The following is a 14,944-nucleotide window of genomic DNA, read 5'->3' as shown; positions in this document are numbered from 1 at the left end:
ATTGCATATTAATTAATAAGAAAAAATAAGTAGTTTAGGCTAAGGAATACTCCCTACTACATGACAATTGAAATCGGAATCGTACTGGCTATTATTAGTTTAGCTGTCGTGCTATTTGTAAGCGACCGGTTCCGGATAGATACAGTTGCCGTGCTGATAATGACCCTCTTTATGGTCACAGGCATATTAACACCTGCAGAAGGTCTGGCAGGGTTCAGCAACACGGCCACTATCACAGTAGGGACTATGTTTATCATCAGCACCGGCATTTTTAAGTCAGGTGCGTTGAATAACGTTGGCAATATACTCACAAGGGTGGGGCGCAAAAGTTACCTGATGTGCCTGTTGGCCGTTATGCTGCTTTCCGGTTCCCTCTCCGCCTTTATTAACGACACGGCAGTGGTGGCCTTGCTGATGCCTATTATCATACAGGTGTGCCGCGATATCCGCATAAGCCCTTCTAAGCTGCTGATGCCGCTCTCTTTCGGAGCCCTTTTGGGAGGAGTATGTACCCTTATCGGCACTTCTACCAATATGCTGGTTAGCGGAATTGCCCAGGCACAGGGGGAGGAGCCTCTGCGCATGTTTGAGCTAACGCCTGCCGGCATCTGTTTCCTTGTGGCCGGCATCGCCTACATGTTTTTGATAGGAAGGCACCTGTTGCCCGACCGGATACAGGCTCAGGACCTGACCGAGAGTTTTGGTATGGGCGATTATCTGACCGAGATCATCCTGCTGCCGGACTCCCCCTCTGTAGGTATGCCTTTAAAAAACGCCGGGCTCGTTCAGAACCTGGACATAGACGTGCTGCAGATTACACGGCATAAGAAATACAAGTTTACCCCTACCACTTATACCATTCTGCGGGCTAACGATGTGCTAAAGGTGCGGTGCGATGTAGAGAAGCTGAAGAAGTTGAAAGAGGAGAAGGGAATTGAACTGAAGTCGGAGCGCAAGTTTAAAGACAACGACCTGCGGAGTAACAACACCAAGCTGTATGAGGCCATTATTACGCCAAACTCCTACATGCAAGGCAAATCGCTGAAGGAGCTTGACTTCAGGAGCCATAACCATGGCGCCACGGTGCTGGCCATACGGCACCGCGACGAGATCTTGCATGATAAACTAACGCATGGCAAACTGTCGGCAGGCGATGTGCTGCTGATAGCGGCAGACAAAGACCAGGCAGATGCTCTCCGCAAAAACGAGGACCTCCTCATTTTCTCCGAAACAGAGCGGAGCGCCTTCGACTATAGCAAAATAATTCCGGTGCTCCTCATTAGTGTAGGTGTGGTGGTATCTGCTGCCACCGGCCTGGTGCCTATTGTGGTGAGTGCGCTGGTGGGTGTTATACTGATGGTTGTTTTCCGGTGCATCAGGCTCGATGAACTCTACAAGGCCATAGACTGGAAAGTAATTTTTATGCTGGCAGGTGTGCTGTCTATGGGAGCAGCGCTTGATAAAACTGGTGCAGCCAGCTATATATCGTATTACCTGATCAATTATGTTGGCTTATATGGGCCTCATGTGCTGTTGTCGGCTTTCTTCCTGATGACATTCCTGATGACCAACTTTATGTCGAATAACGCGACAGCGGCCCTGCTGGCGCCTATTGCCATTGTAACGGCCCAGCAGATGGGCGTAAGTGTCAGGCCCTTTCTGATGGCGGTTACGTTTGCAGCTTCCCTCAGCTTTATGACTCCCATGGGTTACCAGACAAACACCATGATCTATGGCCCCGGCAACTACAAATTCTCCGATTATCTGAAAGTAGGAACCCTTCTCAACCTCCTGCTCTGGCTGCTGGCCTCGCTCATTCTGCCGTACTTTTTTCCTTTCTGAGCTTTAGAATTGTGAATGAGTGATTGAGTGGATGAGTGAATTTTAGCTGAGGCGATAATTATATATAGGACTTTCGCAAACTAACCAAAACGGGCTAGAATTCGATACAAGCAAGAGGAGGGAAAAGAGCCATGAAGACACAACTTGACATGTACTGCCAGTACCTTTTGAGTACTCACATCAACTATACCTGCACCTACTTTGCTGACCATCTGGAAGGGCTTAGCCATGATTCAGTTCACCGTTTCCTGCGGGACGAGAAACTCACGCCGCGTTTACTTTGGGAGAAGGTTAGCCCACTGATCACTCAGTCCTCCTTTGCCTTCATCATCTTCGATGACACGGTGCTTGACAAGCGGCACTCGCGGGTCATGGAGTTGGTCAGGCGGCAGTACTCAGGCAACGCGCACGGCATCATCAAAGGCATCGGCGTGGTCAACTGCCTTTACCTGGACCCGATCAACCAGCAGTTCTGGCTCCTAGACTTCCGCATCTTTGACCCCGATGCGGACGGTAAGAGCAAGCTGGACCACGTGCTGGACATGCTCGGGCGCCTCGAGGAGCGCGGGGTGCTGTTCCAGACCGTGCTGATGGACTCCTGGTACGCCACCACAGAGGTGATGAAGTACCTGATAAAGGAGGGGAAAACCTTCTACTGCCCTGTTAAGAGCAACAGGAAAGCAGACGATTCTTCAGGCCAACAGCCTTACCGGCCGGTCGATGAGTTAGAGTGGAGTGAGCGGGAGTTGGAACATGGCAAAGTTGTCAAACTCCACAAGTTCCCCATGGACGTGAAAGTGAAGCTATTCCGGGTTGAGGTGTCCACCCACCGCACGGACTACATCGTCACAAACGATATGGAGCAAGATGACCTTCAGGCTGTCAAAGAAATGTGCAGGCTGAGATGGAGCATCGAGCAGCTTCACCGCGAGGAGAAACAGCTCACGGGCATAGAGGAGTCGCAATGCCGATTGGCAAGGGCACAGCGGAATCACATCCTGGCAGCAACCCTGGTGTGGACAAGGCTCAAGAGCTTGGCTTATGCTTACAACCACACTGTGTACCAACTCAAGAAGGGATTACTTGACAGCTACCTCTGTCAGCAACTGTTTAAACCAGACATTGCATTTGCTTAAAGTGCGAAAGTCCTAATATAGGAATTATTTATTTCTAGGCGTACTATTTGCCATCGTTTTCCGAGCTTTTGCCAACACTGATAAAATTTCGGTTGCCTCTCTTTTTAGTGAAGCTATTTCCAATTCCGTAGTTGTTTCAGATTCCTCTAATAGCTCAAACCAAAAAAGTGTTTCATCAGCCTCTTCTATAACGATGCTTACCTTCGAATAAAATTCGGCAGATGACCTTGAGCGACAAGCTGCACGGTAGTTGGCTGCCACAGAAGTAGAAGCGCGCAACAGCTGTCTCTTCATTATAATTGCTTCTTCAGTTTTAGATAAGGTTTTGCTAAAGCGAATTACATCTATTGCCAGTCTCTTCGTTCGCTGCCTGAAAAGTTCTGCAAATTGTTCATTGGTAGCCTGCTCTATTTCATTCATAATGTAAGTTTTTATTTCTCACGAAGCTTACATCAGAATTAAAAGTTCATTCTCTCAACTCTTTAATTCCTGAGGCTACATTCCCTCTAATTCAAAAAAACAGATTTCGATTTCAGAACTTATTATTCACTCAATCACTCATTCACCCAATGACTCATCCACTCATTTAAAACTCAAAACTCTAAAGATATCCTCTCGCCTGCAGCGTAAACAGTTCTGCGTATTTTCCGTTTTTGGCTAGCAGCTCCTCGTGCGAGCCAAGCTCTTTTAGCTGGCCCTGCTCCAGGAACAGGATGCGGTCGGCCATGCGCACGGTGGAGAAGCGGTGGGAGATGAGTACGGCTGTTTTTCCGGCAATCAGGTCCGAGAAGCGCAGGAAAACCTCATGTTCGGCACGGGCATCGAGGGCGGAGGTAGGTTCGTCCAGGATCAGGAGCTGGGCTTCGCGCATGTAGGCACGGGCCAGCGCCACTTTCTGCCACTCGCCCCCCGACAGCTCCATGCCATTGGCAAAGCGTTTTCCCAGCACCTGTTCATACTGCTGCGGCAGGCGGTTAATTACCAAATCGGCCAGACTCTTTTGGGCTGATGTTTTGATCTGCTCTTTGTTGTGGATGTCGCTGATCTGGCCAATGGCAATATTATCGGAAGCCGACATCTGGAAACGCACAAAGTCCTGAAAAATAATGCCCACCTGGTGGCGCAGGTCGTTGAGGTCGTATTCCCGCAGGTCCACACCATCCAGCAGAATACGGCCTTCGGTGGGTTCGTAGAGGCGCGCCAGCAGCTTTACCAGTGTGGTTTTACCGGCTCCGTTCTCACCTACCAAAGCCAGTTTCTCGCCAGCTTTCACGTGGAACGAAAGGTAACGCACGGCCCATTTCTCGCTGTTATGGTACTTAAATCCCACATTCTCAAAGGTAAAGCCTTGCTGTATCGGTCGTGGCACCAGCAGCGGGTTTGTGGGTGGCGTAATTTCGGGGCGCAGCTCTAGAAAATCGAAGAGGTCCTGCAGGTACATGGCGCTTTCGGCAATCTGTGAGAAACGGGTCATGATGCCCTGCAGCAGCCCTCGCATACTGCTGAAGGAGCCCGCCAGAAACGTAAGGTCACCCACTGAGATAGCCCCGGCCACCGTCCGGAAAAGGATGAACACGTAGGCGCCGTAGTAGGAGAGGGTGCCGATGGTGGAGAGCGCGCTCCCCCACAACGCCCGACGCACAATCAGGCTTTTGTTTAGGGCATAATAGCGGTCGGAGAGGAGCTTGAACCGGCTCGCCAGGAAACCCGAAAGATTAAAGGTCTTGATCTCCTTGGCTGTTTCGTCGCTGGCCCCGATGTAGCGCAGGTAGTCGAGCTCGCGGCGCTCGGGTGTCCAGGAGCGGGAGAGGGAGTAGGTGCGCTCGTTGAAGTGCGTTTCGCCCAGGAAAGACGGAATAACGGCCAGCAGCAACACCAGGATAAGCCAGGGATTAAAGGCCACCAGGCCCACTGCCAGAAAACCGATGGTCACGATATCCTGCATTTGCGAAAACACCTGGCTCATGAGCATCACCCGCGAATTGGTCTGCCGCCGGGCCCGCTCCAGCTTGTCGTAAAAAGTGGCATCCTCGAACTGCGCCAGGTCCAGGGTGGCCGCGTGTTCTATCAGCGTAATGGAGGTCTTGTTCGAAAACAAATCGCCAAGCAGGCTGTCGAGAAGCGTAATGCCCCGGTTTATGAGCTCGGAGAGTACCGCCAGCCCCAGCTCCACGGCCACCAGCAGCCACAGGTACGACAAATCGCGCTCGCCCGTAACAGCGATTAAACGAATAACTTCGTCTATGATCAGCTTGCCCACATAAAGCACCGCCAGCGGAATGGCTGCCTTTACGAGGCGCAGCAGCAGGTTGCCCACCATCATGGCGGGGCTGGTTTCCCAGATCAGCCGGAAGAACTTAGGCAGGTTCCTAAGCGCCCCCAGCTGCTCCCGGAAGCTTTTCTTCTCGGCCTTGGCATTGCCGGCAGCTGCTCTTGCTCCTTTGGGTTGAGGGGTTTGCATATATAAAGTCTATTGGAGTATCAGATTCAAATTACACCAATGGTGCGAGATTTCCCTACAAAGCAGCGGAAGAATAGCAGCACCAACTTAATGTGCTAATGGTTTGATGTGCTGATGTGCTAATTTTTGAATTTGGAAATGTGAAGATTTGGAAATGGTTTTGAGTAGCAAAGTATAAAGGAACCAACGAATTTCAGGCCGCACTAAGACTCAAGCATTCTGAACATTCTTTAATTCTGTAAATTCTGATTCAGACAATAATCTTCCTGAGAATGCTGATTCAGACAAAATAATCTATTATCAGGAGCAGCAGTAACAGTAGCAGAATCTCCGGAGGACCATTTTCATTACAATAATTTACCTGGATCAGGTTGGCGAGGCTAAAATATTAATATACACTTACTTAACAGTTCCTTCGGCAGATTCTTCTGAAAACTCAAATCGCGGCATTTAAAATACTAAAACTTATATTATATTTAGATGATTTATAGGATTGGAGTATGAAGCATTTCTACGGGCGAGGTATCACCACACTACTTACCATTATTTTCAGCATGGCGCTGCACCTTCAGGTGCAGGCAGCAAACAAACAATTAACTATTACGCCAGCACCAACCTGGATAAAACAGCTCCCGCACCGCACCAGCACCACCATCGACCTGAAAGAGGTGAACGATGGCTACCATTTTCTACAGCGCGTACTCCAGTGGAATGTGGCCAGCGGCGAAGTGTACTACCACAATACCTATAAGCTAACAACAGACGAAGGTGTACAAAACAGCTCCGAGCTTAAATTCTCCTACGACCCTAACTTCGAAAAGCTGCAGCTCCACAAGCTGGTGGTCTGGCGAAACGGCAAACCCATAGAAAAGCTGGACCTGAAGAAAATAAAAGTGGTGCAGCGGGAGCAGGGCCTGGAGCAGAAGATCTTCGACGAAAGTCTGACCGCCATCATTTTTCTGGAAGATACCCGGGTAGGCGATGTGGTGGAGTACGCCATTACCATATCAGGCAAAAACCCGGTTTTTAACGACAAGTTTTTCAACTCCTTTAACCTGCAGTTCTACGACCCTGTAGATGAGCTGCTGGTGCATGTGGTGGCGCCAGAACACCGCAAAATCAATTACAAGCTTTATAAAACGGAGCAGAAGCCGGTTGTGGCTACCCAGAATGGCTTCACCACCTACACCTGGCACGCACAAAACCTGCCTGCCACACCCGTAGATGAGGAAATTCCGGACTGGTACGATGCCTATCCGGGTGTTTACCTGTCGGAGTTTGCTACCTGGGAGCAGGTGGCTAAATGGACGCTGCCGCTCTACAACCAGCCAGAGAAGCCAAACAAGGCACTGCTGGCCCTGATCGACAGCATCCGCGAAGAATATGCCAGCGATGAGCAGCGGGTGGTGGCAGCTCTTCGGTTTGTGCAGGACGAGGTGCGGTACCTGGGCTTTGAGGCAGGCATAGGCGGCTATAAGCCCAGGGCGCCATCGGAGGTGTTCAGTAAGCGCTTCGGCGACTGCAAAGACAAATCGCTGCTGCTGGTTACCATGCTGCGCGAGCTCGGCATAGAGGCAGATCCTGCTCTGGTAAGCTCCTCTAATCGTGGGCAGGTAGCGCAGATGCTGCCATCGCCTTATGCTTTTAACCACTGCATTGTGCAGGTCAGGCTCTGGGACAAGCAGTTCTGGTACGACCCCACCATTAGCAAGCAGCGCGGCAGCCACGATGCCATTTCGCTTCCGGATTACCAGAAAGCGCTCGTACTAAATGCCGCTACCAAAAAGCTAACCGATGTAACAGCACCTGTAGCGGGTAAGGGTAAGGTAAAAGTGCAGGAGGCTTTCTTTTTTAATGATATAGGAGGCGATGTGAAGCTGGAGGTGAAAACAGAGTATTACGGTTCTGAGGCCGATTATCAGCGCAGCCGCTTTGCCACCACCAGCATGAAAGAAACCGAGAAATCGTTTCTGAACTATTACGCCAACTCTTACCCTGATATAGAAGTAGCCCGTGACCTAGAATTTCTCGATTTCCCTTCCGAAAACAAGTTTACCACCCTGGAGGAATATACAATAGCAGGCCTCTGGGAAGAATCTGAAGACACCAAAGGGCAATTGTCTGCCTCATTCTATCCGCAGGTACTGCGCAGCTACATCAGCACACCACGCGTGAGCAAGCGCTCCATGCCTATGCACCTGAGCTACCCCACGCAGGTAGAGCACGACATTCTCCTGTACCTGCCGGAGGCCTGGACGGTGAAGCCGGCAAGCAAAGAAATAAACCATGAGGTGTTTACCTACAGCAGCAAAATGGCCTACAATAGCAGGAGCTACCTGGTCACCCTCAGCTACGCCTACACCACCCTGCAGGATCATGTGCTGCCAGAGCAGATGGCGAATTTTGTAAAGCACCAGAAGGCCTTGCTGGACGATTTAGGGTATAGCCTGAGCTATAATCAGAATTTTGCTGCTGTTGTTGCGGACGGCCCAATCAGCTGGCCAGCTGTGCTGCTTGCTGTAGCCGTGCTGGCGCTGGTGTGCTTTGGGGCTTATAAGCTGTATTTCTACGATCCTGCTCCTATAGGTAACTACACGGGCGCTCCCGCTGATAGTATTGGCGGTTGGCTTGTGCTGATCATGATCGGTCTCTTTGTTTCTCCGTTACGGACGTTGTTGGTTTTAGTCACTGAAAATTATTTTAACCAGCAACTCTGGCATAGCTTTCTATCTCCGGATTCCGCTGCCTATGCCCCTGCAACCGCCATTTTACTGGCCCTGGAAATAGTGTTGCATATTGTCTTCTTTGTGTACGCCATTTTGCTGATAAGCCTTTTCCTGCAGCGGCGCACCAGTGTGCCCCGGCTAATCGCCATCTTCTATTTCAGCAGCTTTGCGGTGCGGGTGGCACAGTATGCAGCCATGGATGCTCTTAATCTGCCATCAGAAACAGTCAGTGGCATGTCAGATATAATGGGTTCTCTGATAACGGCAGCCATCTGGGTGCCTTACTTTTACAAGTCGCAGCGGGTAAAAGATACCTTTGTGGTGCAGCTGCAGCCCCCTGTGCAGCAGGAGGACCTTATAGAAGAGGCGGCCACAATGGCAAACAACTAGAAATGATAGAAACCTCATAGGATCATATTATCATATAAAAACGTAACTAATAAAGTGAAGAATTTTTTGAGAGGAGCTGTGTTCCTGGCAATTATGCTCCTGAGCCTGCAGGTGCTGGCGCAGGAGCAGGTGGTGCGGTATTACGATTTGAACTGGGATGAAGTAGAGAAGGAGAAAGCCGTTTATTACAGTACTGAAGATTTAATCCCTTCGCAGCCTCCGCTGATAAGCGTGACGGAGTACTTTATGGAGACCGGAGCAAAACAAAGCATTATACACTATGTTGCAGCCGCTCACAATGCCGGAAAGAAGATAAAGCAAGGCAGGAGGATGATCTGGAATAAAGAGGGCCAGCTGGTGCTGCGGGAGAACTACGAAAACAACAAACTAACCGACTCCCTTATAAGCTACTATGCTTCCGGCAACATAAAGAGAGTAGAGCTATACAAGGAGGATGAAATGCTGGGAGGGTATGTTTTTGCAGAAGATGGTACCCAGCTTCCTTATTATCCTTTCGAGGAGATGCCTCAGTTCCCGGGTGGAGATGAGGCCATGTTTCAGTTTATAAACCGGAAAATAAAATTCCCGAGAAAAGCATTCAGGGCAAAAGCCTTCGGTACTCAAATAGCGACTTTTGTTGTTGGAGCAGACGGTGTTGTAAGAGATATAGAGATAAAGGAGAGCCTCCACCCGGACATTGACCTGGAGGTAATACGCGTGCTCAGCCTGATGCCGCCCTGGCAGCCAGGCCGGCAGGACGGCAAGCCGGTGCCGGTGCGGTACAATATTCCCATCAATTTTGGTTACAAGTAAGAGCCACCCTGTACACATTCGGCTTAGGCAAGAGTAAGGTGTAGCGGCTCTAAGTTAGCAAACTAGTTTTTTCGCTGCTTCAGGCAGCGAGGTTAGTCAGAGACTAAGCGGTATAGAAAAGGCGTAGCCGGAAACTTCACCTAGTGAGTGTTTATTTATTATTTACCGTAGTTAATGTCAAAGCGGCCGTCCGTGACTCTAACAGTCTGCCCGGAGCCATCCAGGTTCTCTGCCGTGAACTCGAAAACACCTGCAATGATACGGTTTACCGTGTCTACCTTCGTGAAGGTGACCGACCCTGTGTGCCGGCTGGTTGTGATGTATCGGCTACTCCCTGGTTTAGATTCCCTGTACATCGCATGGTTCTGGTAGCGCCGTTGATCAGGAGCGGGGCCGGTATCGAAGGAAAAGTGTTGTGTGCCCCTCTCCCGCACATCCTCTAAGGCTAATCCTATAGTGGAATTTTCACCATCTGTGTAGCTATTAGCAGATAAAAAGAAACGTTTGTGAGGTGGATAATAATAACTCCAATTCAGTGAAAATTTCTTTGTATTAAAGCCAGCACCACGGTCGGCTACCCAGGACTTGCCGTTTACCTTGCAGGCAATGGTGTTGGAGCCATTTTGTGTAGGCTTCGGCAGCTTTTCCTCGCAGGCTGCAAGCAAAAAGAGGAAGGGTAAAAGCTTGAAGAAGTGTTTCATAGACAATCGGGCAGGCTGTAACAGCAAATAAAGATAACCAACATTCTTTTCTGTACAAGTGCTTTAGTATCTATTTATTAGAATATATCTCTATATAATTGAAATAAACCTGTTAGGCGTGGTTTCCGACTATACCTGGTGAAAGGAGTGAAAGAGGGAATGACTGCCAAAATTATTCTAATGAAAAGTGCCTTCCGGAGGTGCAGCAGCAGTAGCAGCTGCACCTCCGGAAGGCACTTTAAAACACACTCGGCATTAATCTAAATTCTGGAATCAACCTCTCTAGATCATCGCCACTGTTTTGTTATCGACCTGCATGCCGTAGGTTTTCTTGTAGTGCACCTTACGCTCAAGCGCTGCGATAATAGGCTCCGAAAAATCCACGCCTTCCATTTCACTGGCATCTGGCAAAGCACCGGGGCTGAACACATTTATTTCCATCAGTTTATTGCCCACTATGTCTAGCCCCACCAGAAACATGCCGTCCTGTATCAGTTTGGGGCGCACCAGTTCCACCAGGTCCAGCATGGTCTGGTCTACGTTGGCGGGCTGGGCTGTGCCGCCTGCGTGCATGTTGCTGCGGATGTCGTCTTTGCTGTTCACTCGCCTGATGGCGCAGTACTTGCCTTTGTGCTGCAGCGCTTCGCCATTCATTACAAAGAGCCGCACGTCGCCTTCTGAGGCTTCCTTCAGGTACTCCTGCGCAATAACGTAGCCGTCGCGACTGATCGCCTCCACGATCTGGTTCAGGTTGGTGGCATCGTCCTTTTTCACCATAAACACACCCGAGCCACCTGAACCTTGCAGCGGCTTCAGGATGATGTTGCTCTTCTGCTCATTAAAGAACTCCTTGATCTCGTTTTTATCGCGGGTAATGAGGGTACGCGGCCGCACCGCCTCCGGGAAATGCTGGAAGTACATCTTATTAACCGCATCCGACAGTGAAGTGGGGTCGTTGAGCACGATCACGCCGTGGCGCAGGGCCAGCTGCCCGAATATAAGGCCGGCGTTTTGTGCCCAGCCACGGCCTTCAGGCTCGGCCGATGGGTCGTTGCGAAGCATGAGCACGTCCAGTTCGCGGGCCGTAACCCGTGTTCTTTCGGTTTTATCACTCTGCAGTACCTCCAGGTAAGTGGCGGGCGTTTTGTATTTTTTGCCGGGGTCTGCCTGCACGGCTGCTGCCCCCATGTAGCCATCAGGGTAATAGGCCAGGTCGCCTACACCCATCAGGTACACAGAGTGCCCAAGGTTGTGCATGCGCTGGGCCAGAAATACGGTGGAGTAGGAGGGTTTCTCCGTTTTTATATCGTTTACTACAAATCCTATTATCATGGGTGTTGCTTTTTTTGTTCTATCGGGTACTCGTTATAAAGGAATAGGGTTGCGGCGGAAAGATTCAGGTTGCTGAAAGACAGGAAATGTGGAGGCACCCGAAAAGTAAATTAGCATGGCTCAGAGCTGCTCCAGCTAGTTTGTTTTGCTACTTAAATCAGGTTAAACACCGTTATGCCAGTCTTGAGTTGGTCGAGCTTAGGTTGAATGGCAGGGTCGAGAAGGTAGCGGGGCTTTATAGGAATAGGGCGCAGCACCCTGCGGTAGATCAGCTCCTGCACAATTGGAATATAATCCTGCCGGATTTTGCCGATGAGCAGGGGTTCCAACTCGCCGCCGTCTTTGAGGTGCTGCAGCAGGTGCACCAGCCCACGCAGATACACGGCATCTTTGGTAAGGCCGCCACCACGGTGCACCCGCATGGTAATATCGAAAGCGGTATCATCGTCGAACTTATACTCCTCTTTCAGGCGCCAGAAGTTATCGGTAAAGTGGCAGCCCTTCGTCAGGTGGTGTACCGCCACTACACGGGCCGCCAGCAGGCGCAGCCGGTCGTGATTCAGGCCGCCCACCAGGTACTCGCTCAGCACGGCCAGCCCCTCCTGCAGTTCTTCGTAGCCGGGCACCCCTACATAAAGCTGCTGCAGGGGCTGTGCTTTGCCGTTGAAGTACGTAAGCACATGCGTGCCCACTTCATGCTGAATAAGTGCTTCGGCCCGGTCTCTGGGAATCTGTGCATCCGTGCCGATATATAGTTTGCCTTTCGAGACCAGCAGGCCCACGATGTCTTTCCTGATTTCAACCCCTGATTGCATGGTGGCATCCTGGTTTTTGAGGAAGGCGATTTCCTGTTCGGCCAGTGCGGCAAATTCTTCTACGGGTATTAGTGGTATGTCGCCCTTGGCTTCCGGCTCAGGTAAGGCAGCCAGTATGCCTTCGGCCACTTTCAGCAGTTGCTCATCTACCCCTCCAAAGAGTTGCAGGCTGCTGTACAGGAAGTCGGGTGTGTTGCGGTCTGACAGCATGGTCAGCATTTTGTCTAGCTCGTGCCGTTTGTCGCGGAACAGGAAGCCTAATGTCGGGTCCTCTACTTTCTCCAGCGGAATGTTGTAGAGCTTCCGCTTCAGAAGGTCCGTGTCTACCGGCATAAGGCGATAGTGAAACGTTGGTGCTTTGCTGAACTTGCTTTTGCAAAATTGTTCCCAGGCTTCGGAGGCGTTTACGGGCGTAACGAGCATCAGAAACTGGAACTGGTCGCTGATGGCAGCCAGCTTTTTGTCGATGCGCCAGACAGCCGGTACCACCGCCCGCCGGCCCAGCGCCTGGAAATGCGTGGGGTGGTGCGTGGTCTGTACGCGAACAAAATCGAATACCGCTTTTTTAATGGCATTGGATAGGTGCGTTCGCAGGGTGCGCAGGAGCAGGGGGTAGGCATTGCCTGTGGCCGTATTCAGGTAAACGGGCTTTAGCTCCAGCCCCAGCATCAGGCAGCTCATCTGTTTCAACTCGTCTTCGGAGAGCAGGTGCAGCGGCCCTGTGAGCAATGGCTCGTTAGAAGAGATAGCCACCGTTACGGGCACGTTCTCAATCTTTATCTGTTCCAGCTCTTGCCTCAGCACATTTACCGTAGCCGGAAGCGCCTCCTCCGGCCCCAGCACCTGAAACAAAGGCACATCTGGGGCGGCGGACGGGGCTGCAAAAAGCTCCAGGATCATAAAAGCCCCGAACTTAGCCGACATGGCACTGGTGATCTCCTTTATCAGTGTCGCCAATTCGGTCGTCTGCTCTTCTTTGGCTATAATATAAGATGCCTCGGCTTTCACAAAATCGGCTGTGGCGTAGTCTGGTTTGCCGGCCGGGTGCCGGAACAGCACCAGAAATGGCAGAGGCCGGTCTATGTGCAGCAGGCCACCATCGGGCAGGCGCCGCCGCACTTTCCGGCCGCGTTTCAGGCTGCCGACAGCAGATTTAATAAAGGTGTCAGGAATGGTTTCGGTCATGGTTTGGTTTTCGGGCAGACCTGCTCCAGGGCTTGCAGTACAGGGGCCACCGTGTGCTGGAGCGCGTGCTTTATTTCGTCGAGCTGCTCGCGGTCGGGTTTGCCCGTCCATTCATCCATAAAAAACTTTTTAACCTCGATCGAAAGCACACAGGCACTCTCCGGAAAATTATCGTGGATCCAACGCATAAAGTGGCCGCCTGTGAACTTCACGTTCTCGCGCACATCCAGGTGTCTGCCCTGGTAGTTGTAGCTGCTGAGCGACTCTATAAAGGAATCTACCACCGGAGCCCAGCGTTGCCGGTCCATGTTGCCGGTGCCAACATTAATTTCCGGGTTTCCGGCAGGGTCTGCTGCCGGACCGTTGGCGCCTTCGCGTTTGTGGTTGTAGGAGTGCAGGTCGTACACCACAAAGCAGCCATGTTTTTCCTGCAGTTCGGTGAGCAGTATTTTTACCGATTCGTAAAAGTGGTCGTAGCGCGTCAGCGATTCCTGCACCAGGTCGTCTGGCAGCTCCTCGTGCCACACCTGCAGGCCCCAGGCATCTTCAGGCTCCCGGTAAATGGCCTTTTCGCGGGGCCGGTTCAGGTCCAGCTCAAAGCGGGAGTGCAGGCTGATAATGCGTGTGTCTGCAATAGTGGTCCAGTAGGCGGTGCATGGGTCCTCTTCGCGGAGGCGCTCGGGAGCCGTAAGGGCGAACAGGTGACTTATGTTTTCGCGAACGGCCTGCCCATCGTGAATGGCAGCCGCTACAAGCGGGGAGTTGCCATATATGGTTTTATAGAATGGTTGATTGTCCTGCATGTTTTCTTAAAATATTTTATTTGTTTACCTTGCAGGGCAGGCTAAGGTTATGCTGCCATATCTTTTTGCATAGATAAAAGTTTGCGAACAAGTATTAGTTTTTCTATCTTTAACCTGTTTCAAACCAACGCGTAATAAGAAATGATGTAAGGGATCTGTTGTTATAATCGTTTGAGGAAAAACGCATGACAAAATTTTACAAGCCAATCTTATATTCATTAGCTGTGTTTTTGCTGGTGGTGCTGATGCACTACATGCGTTGTGGCATGTTGCAAATAATGCATGCCTTGTCGCTCTGTGCTTTTTTTGCGGCAGGGCTTGCGCTGGGGGTGCTGGGAGACCTGGTAGAGCAGGGGCACGACGAGCACCAGAACATGCGCACCTGACAGCCTGCCTGGTGCCTAAATCGATTTTTAGAAAGGTGTAATGCTCGTAAAGCTACCACAAGGCATGTCTGCCATCATTTTTAATTTTGAATTTCTGATTTTTAATTTGGCGAAGCACTAGTTGTCTGTCTCAGGCTTCAGCTCTTTCATAAGTTTCAAGCCATCAGGTGTCCCGTCTGGTAGCTTTCCGGTTCCTCATTCCTGGCACATCAATAAGTCCCATAAAATTATAGCTGTGAAAGTGATTCTATTTCATGCGCAACACTAAATCCATGTAAATGCCGTAGTTTCGTGGTTACTTTAAGGGCAGCTTATGGCCTACAGGCATAGCGAAAGAGGCTTTTGCGGTACCTA

General features: G+C 50.8%; 11 protein-coding genes. 5 read left to right on the top strand and 6 right to left on the bottom strand.

Features of this window, described 5'->3' with window-relative positions:
* The first annotated feature begins 60 nt into the window (after window positions 1-60).
* Both FJM74_RS14885 and FJM74_RS14880 read left to right on the top strand, forming a co-directional pair.
* The gene (locus tag FJM74_RS14885; RefSeq protein WP_187263420.1) at window positions 61-1,842 is read left to right on the top strand and encodes an SLC13 family permease; all 1,782 of its coding nucleotides are present in this window, start codon (window positions 61-63) and stop codon (window positions 1,840-1,842) included.
* Window positions 1,843-1,973: 131 nt separating this feature from the next.
* Window positions 1,974-2,978, top strand: a complete 1,005-nt coding sequence (locus tag FJM74_RS14880; RefSeq protein WP_187263419.1) for an IS701 family transposase — start codon at window positions 1,974-1,976, stop codon at window positions 2,976-2,978.
* 24 nt (window positions 2,979-3,002) lie between these two features.
* Here the strand turns inward: FJM74_RS14880 and FJM74_RS14875 are convergent, their stop codons facing one another.
* Together FJM74_RS14875 and FJM74_RS14870 are read right to left on the bottom strand one after the other, a co-directional pair.
* On the bottom strand, window positions 3,003-3,398 hold the full coding sequence (locus FJM74_RS14875) for a four helix bundle protein (protein ID WP_187263418.1): 396 nt from the start codon (window positions 3,396-3,398) through the stop codon (window positions 3,003-3,005).
* 181 nt (window positions 3,399-3,579) lie between these two features.
* On the bottom strand, window positions 3,580-5,439 hold the full coding sequence (locus FJM74_RS14870) for an ABC transporter ATP-binding protein (protein ID WP_187263417.1): 1,860 nt from the start codon (window positions 5,437-5,439) through the stop codon (window positions 3,580-3,582).
* 500 nt (window positions 5,440-5,939) lie between these two features.
* Between FJM74_RS14870 and FJM74_RS14865 the strand changes: the two genes are divergently transcribed.
* Window positions 5,940-8,555 carry a DUF3857 domain-containing protein gene (locus FJM74_RS14865; RefSeq protein ID WP_187263416.1) on the top strand — a complete coding sequence of 872 codons (2,616 nt, stop codon included), beginning with the start codon at window positions 5,940-5,942 and terminating at the stop codon, window positions 8,553-8,555.
* Window positions 8,556-8,609: 54 nt separating this feature from the next.
* Window positions 8,610-9,368 carry an energy transducer TonB gene (locus FJM74_RS22690; protein WP_187263415.1) on the top strand — a complete coding sequence of 253 codons (759 nt, stop codon included), beginning with the start codon at window positions 8,610-8,612 and terminating at the stop codon, window positions 9,366-9,368.
* Between the two features lie 158 nt (window positions 9,369-9,526).
* On the opposite strand, the gene FJM74_RS14855 is transcribed toward FJM74_RS22690, so the two are convergent.
* The 4 genes from FJM74_RS14855 to FJM74_RS14840 form a co-directional block, all read right to left on the bottom strand.
* Window positions 9,527-10,069 (bottom strand): DUF6252 family protein, encoded by a 543-nt coding sequence (locus FJM74_RS14855; RefSeq protein WP_187263414.1) that lies wholly within the window; start codon window positions 10,067-10,069, stop codon window positions 9,527-9,529.
* A 282-nt stretch (window positions 10,070-10,351) separates the two neighbouring features.
* Window positions 10,352-11,401: a glutathione synthetase gene (locus tag FJM74_RS14850; protein ID WP_187263413.1), complete on the bottom strand. Its 1,050-nt coding sequence runs from the start codon at window positions 11,399-11,401 to the stop codon at window positions 10,352-10,354.
* A 152-nt stretch (window positions 11,402-11,553) separates the two neighbouring features.
* On the bottom strand, window positions 11,554-13,401 hold the full coding sequence (locus tag FJM74_RS14845; protein ID WP_187263412.1) for a flavohemoglobin expression-modulating QEGLA motif protein: 1,848 nt from the start codon (window positions 13,399-13,401) through the stop codon (window positions 11,554-11,556).
* Complete coding sequence (locus tag FJM74_RS14840; protein WP_187263411.1) at window positions 13,398-14,204, bottom strand: N-formylglutamate amidohydrolase; 807 nt, start codon at window positions 14,202-14,204, stop codon at window positions 13,398-13,400. The genes FJM74_RS14845 and FJM74_RS14840 overlap by 4 nt, the downstream gene beginning before the upstream one ends.
* 185 nt (window positions 14,205-14,389) lie before the next feature.
* Between FJM74_RS14840 and FJM74_RS14835 the strand changes: the two genes are divergently transcribed.
* Window positions 14,390-14,590 (top strand): hypothetical protein, encoded by a 201-nt coding sequence (locus tag FJM74_RS14835; protein WP_187263410.1) that lies wholly within the window; start codon window positions 14,390-14,392, stop codon window positions 14,588-14,590.
* Window positions 14,591-14,944 lie beyond the last annotated feature (354 nt).

This window comes from Pontibacter beigongshangensis, assembly GCF_014332515.1.
Classification (GTDB): Bacteria; Bacteroidota; Bacteroidia; order Cytophagales; family Hymenobacteraceae; genus Pontibacter; species Pontibacter beigongshangensis.
Note: the sequence above shows the minus strand (reverse complement) of the source record. Positions and strands in the feature narration are given on the sequence as shown.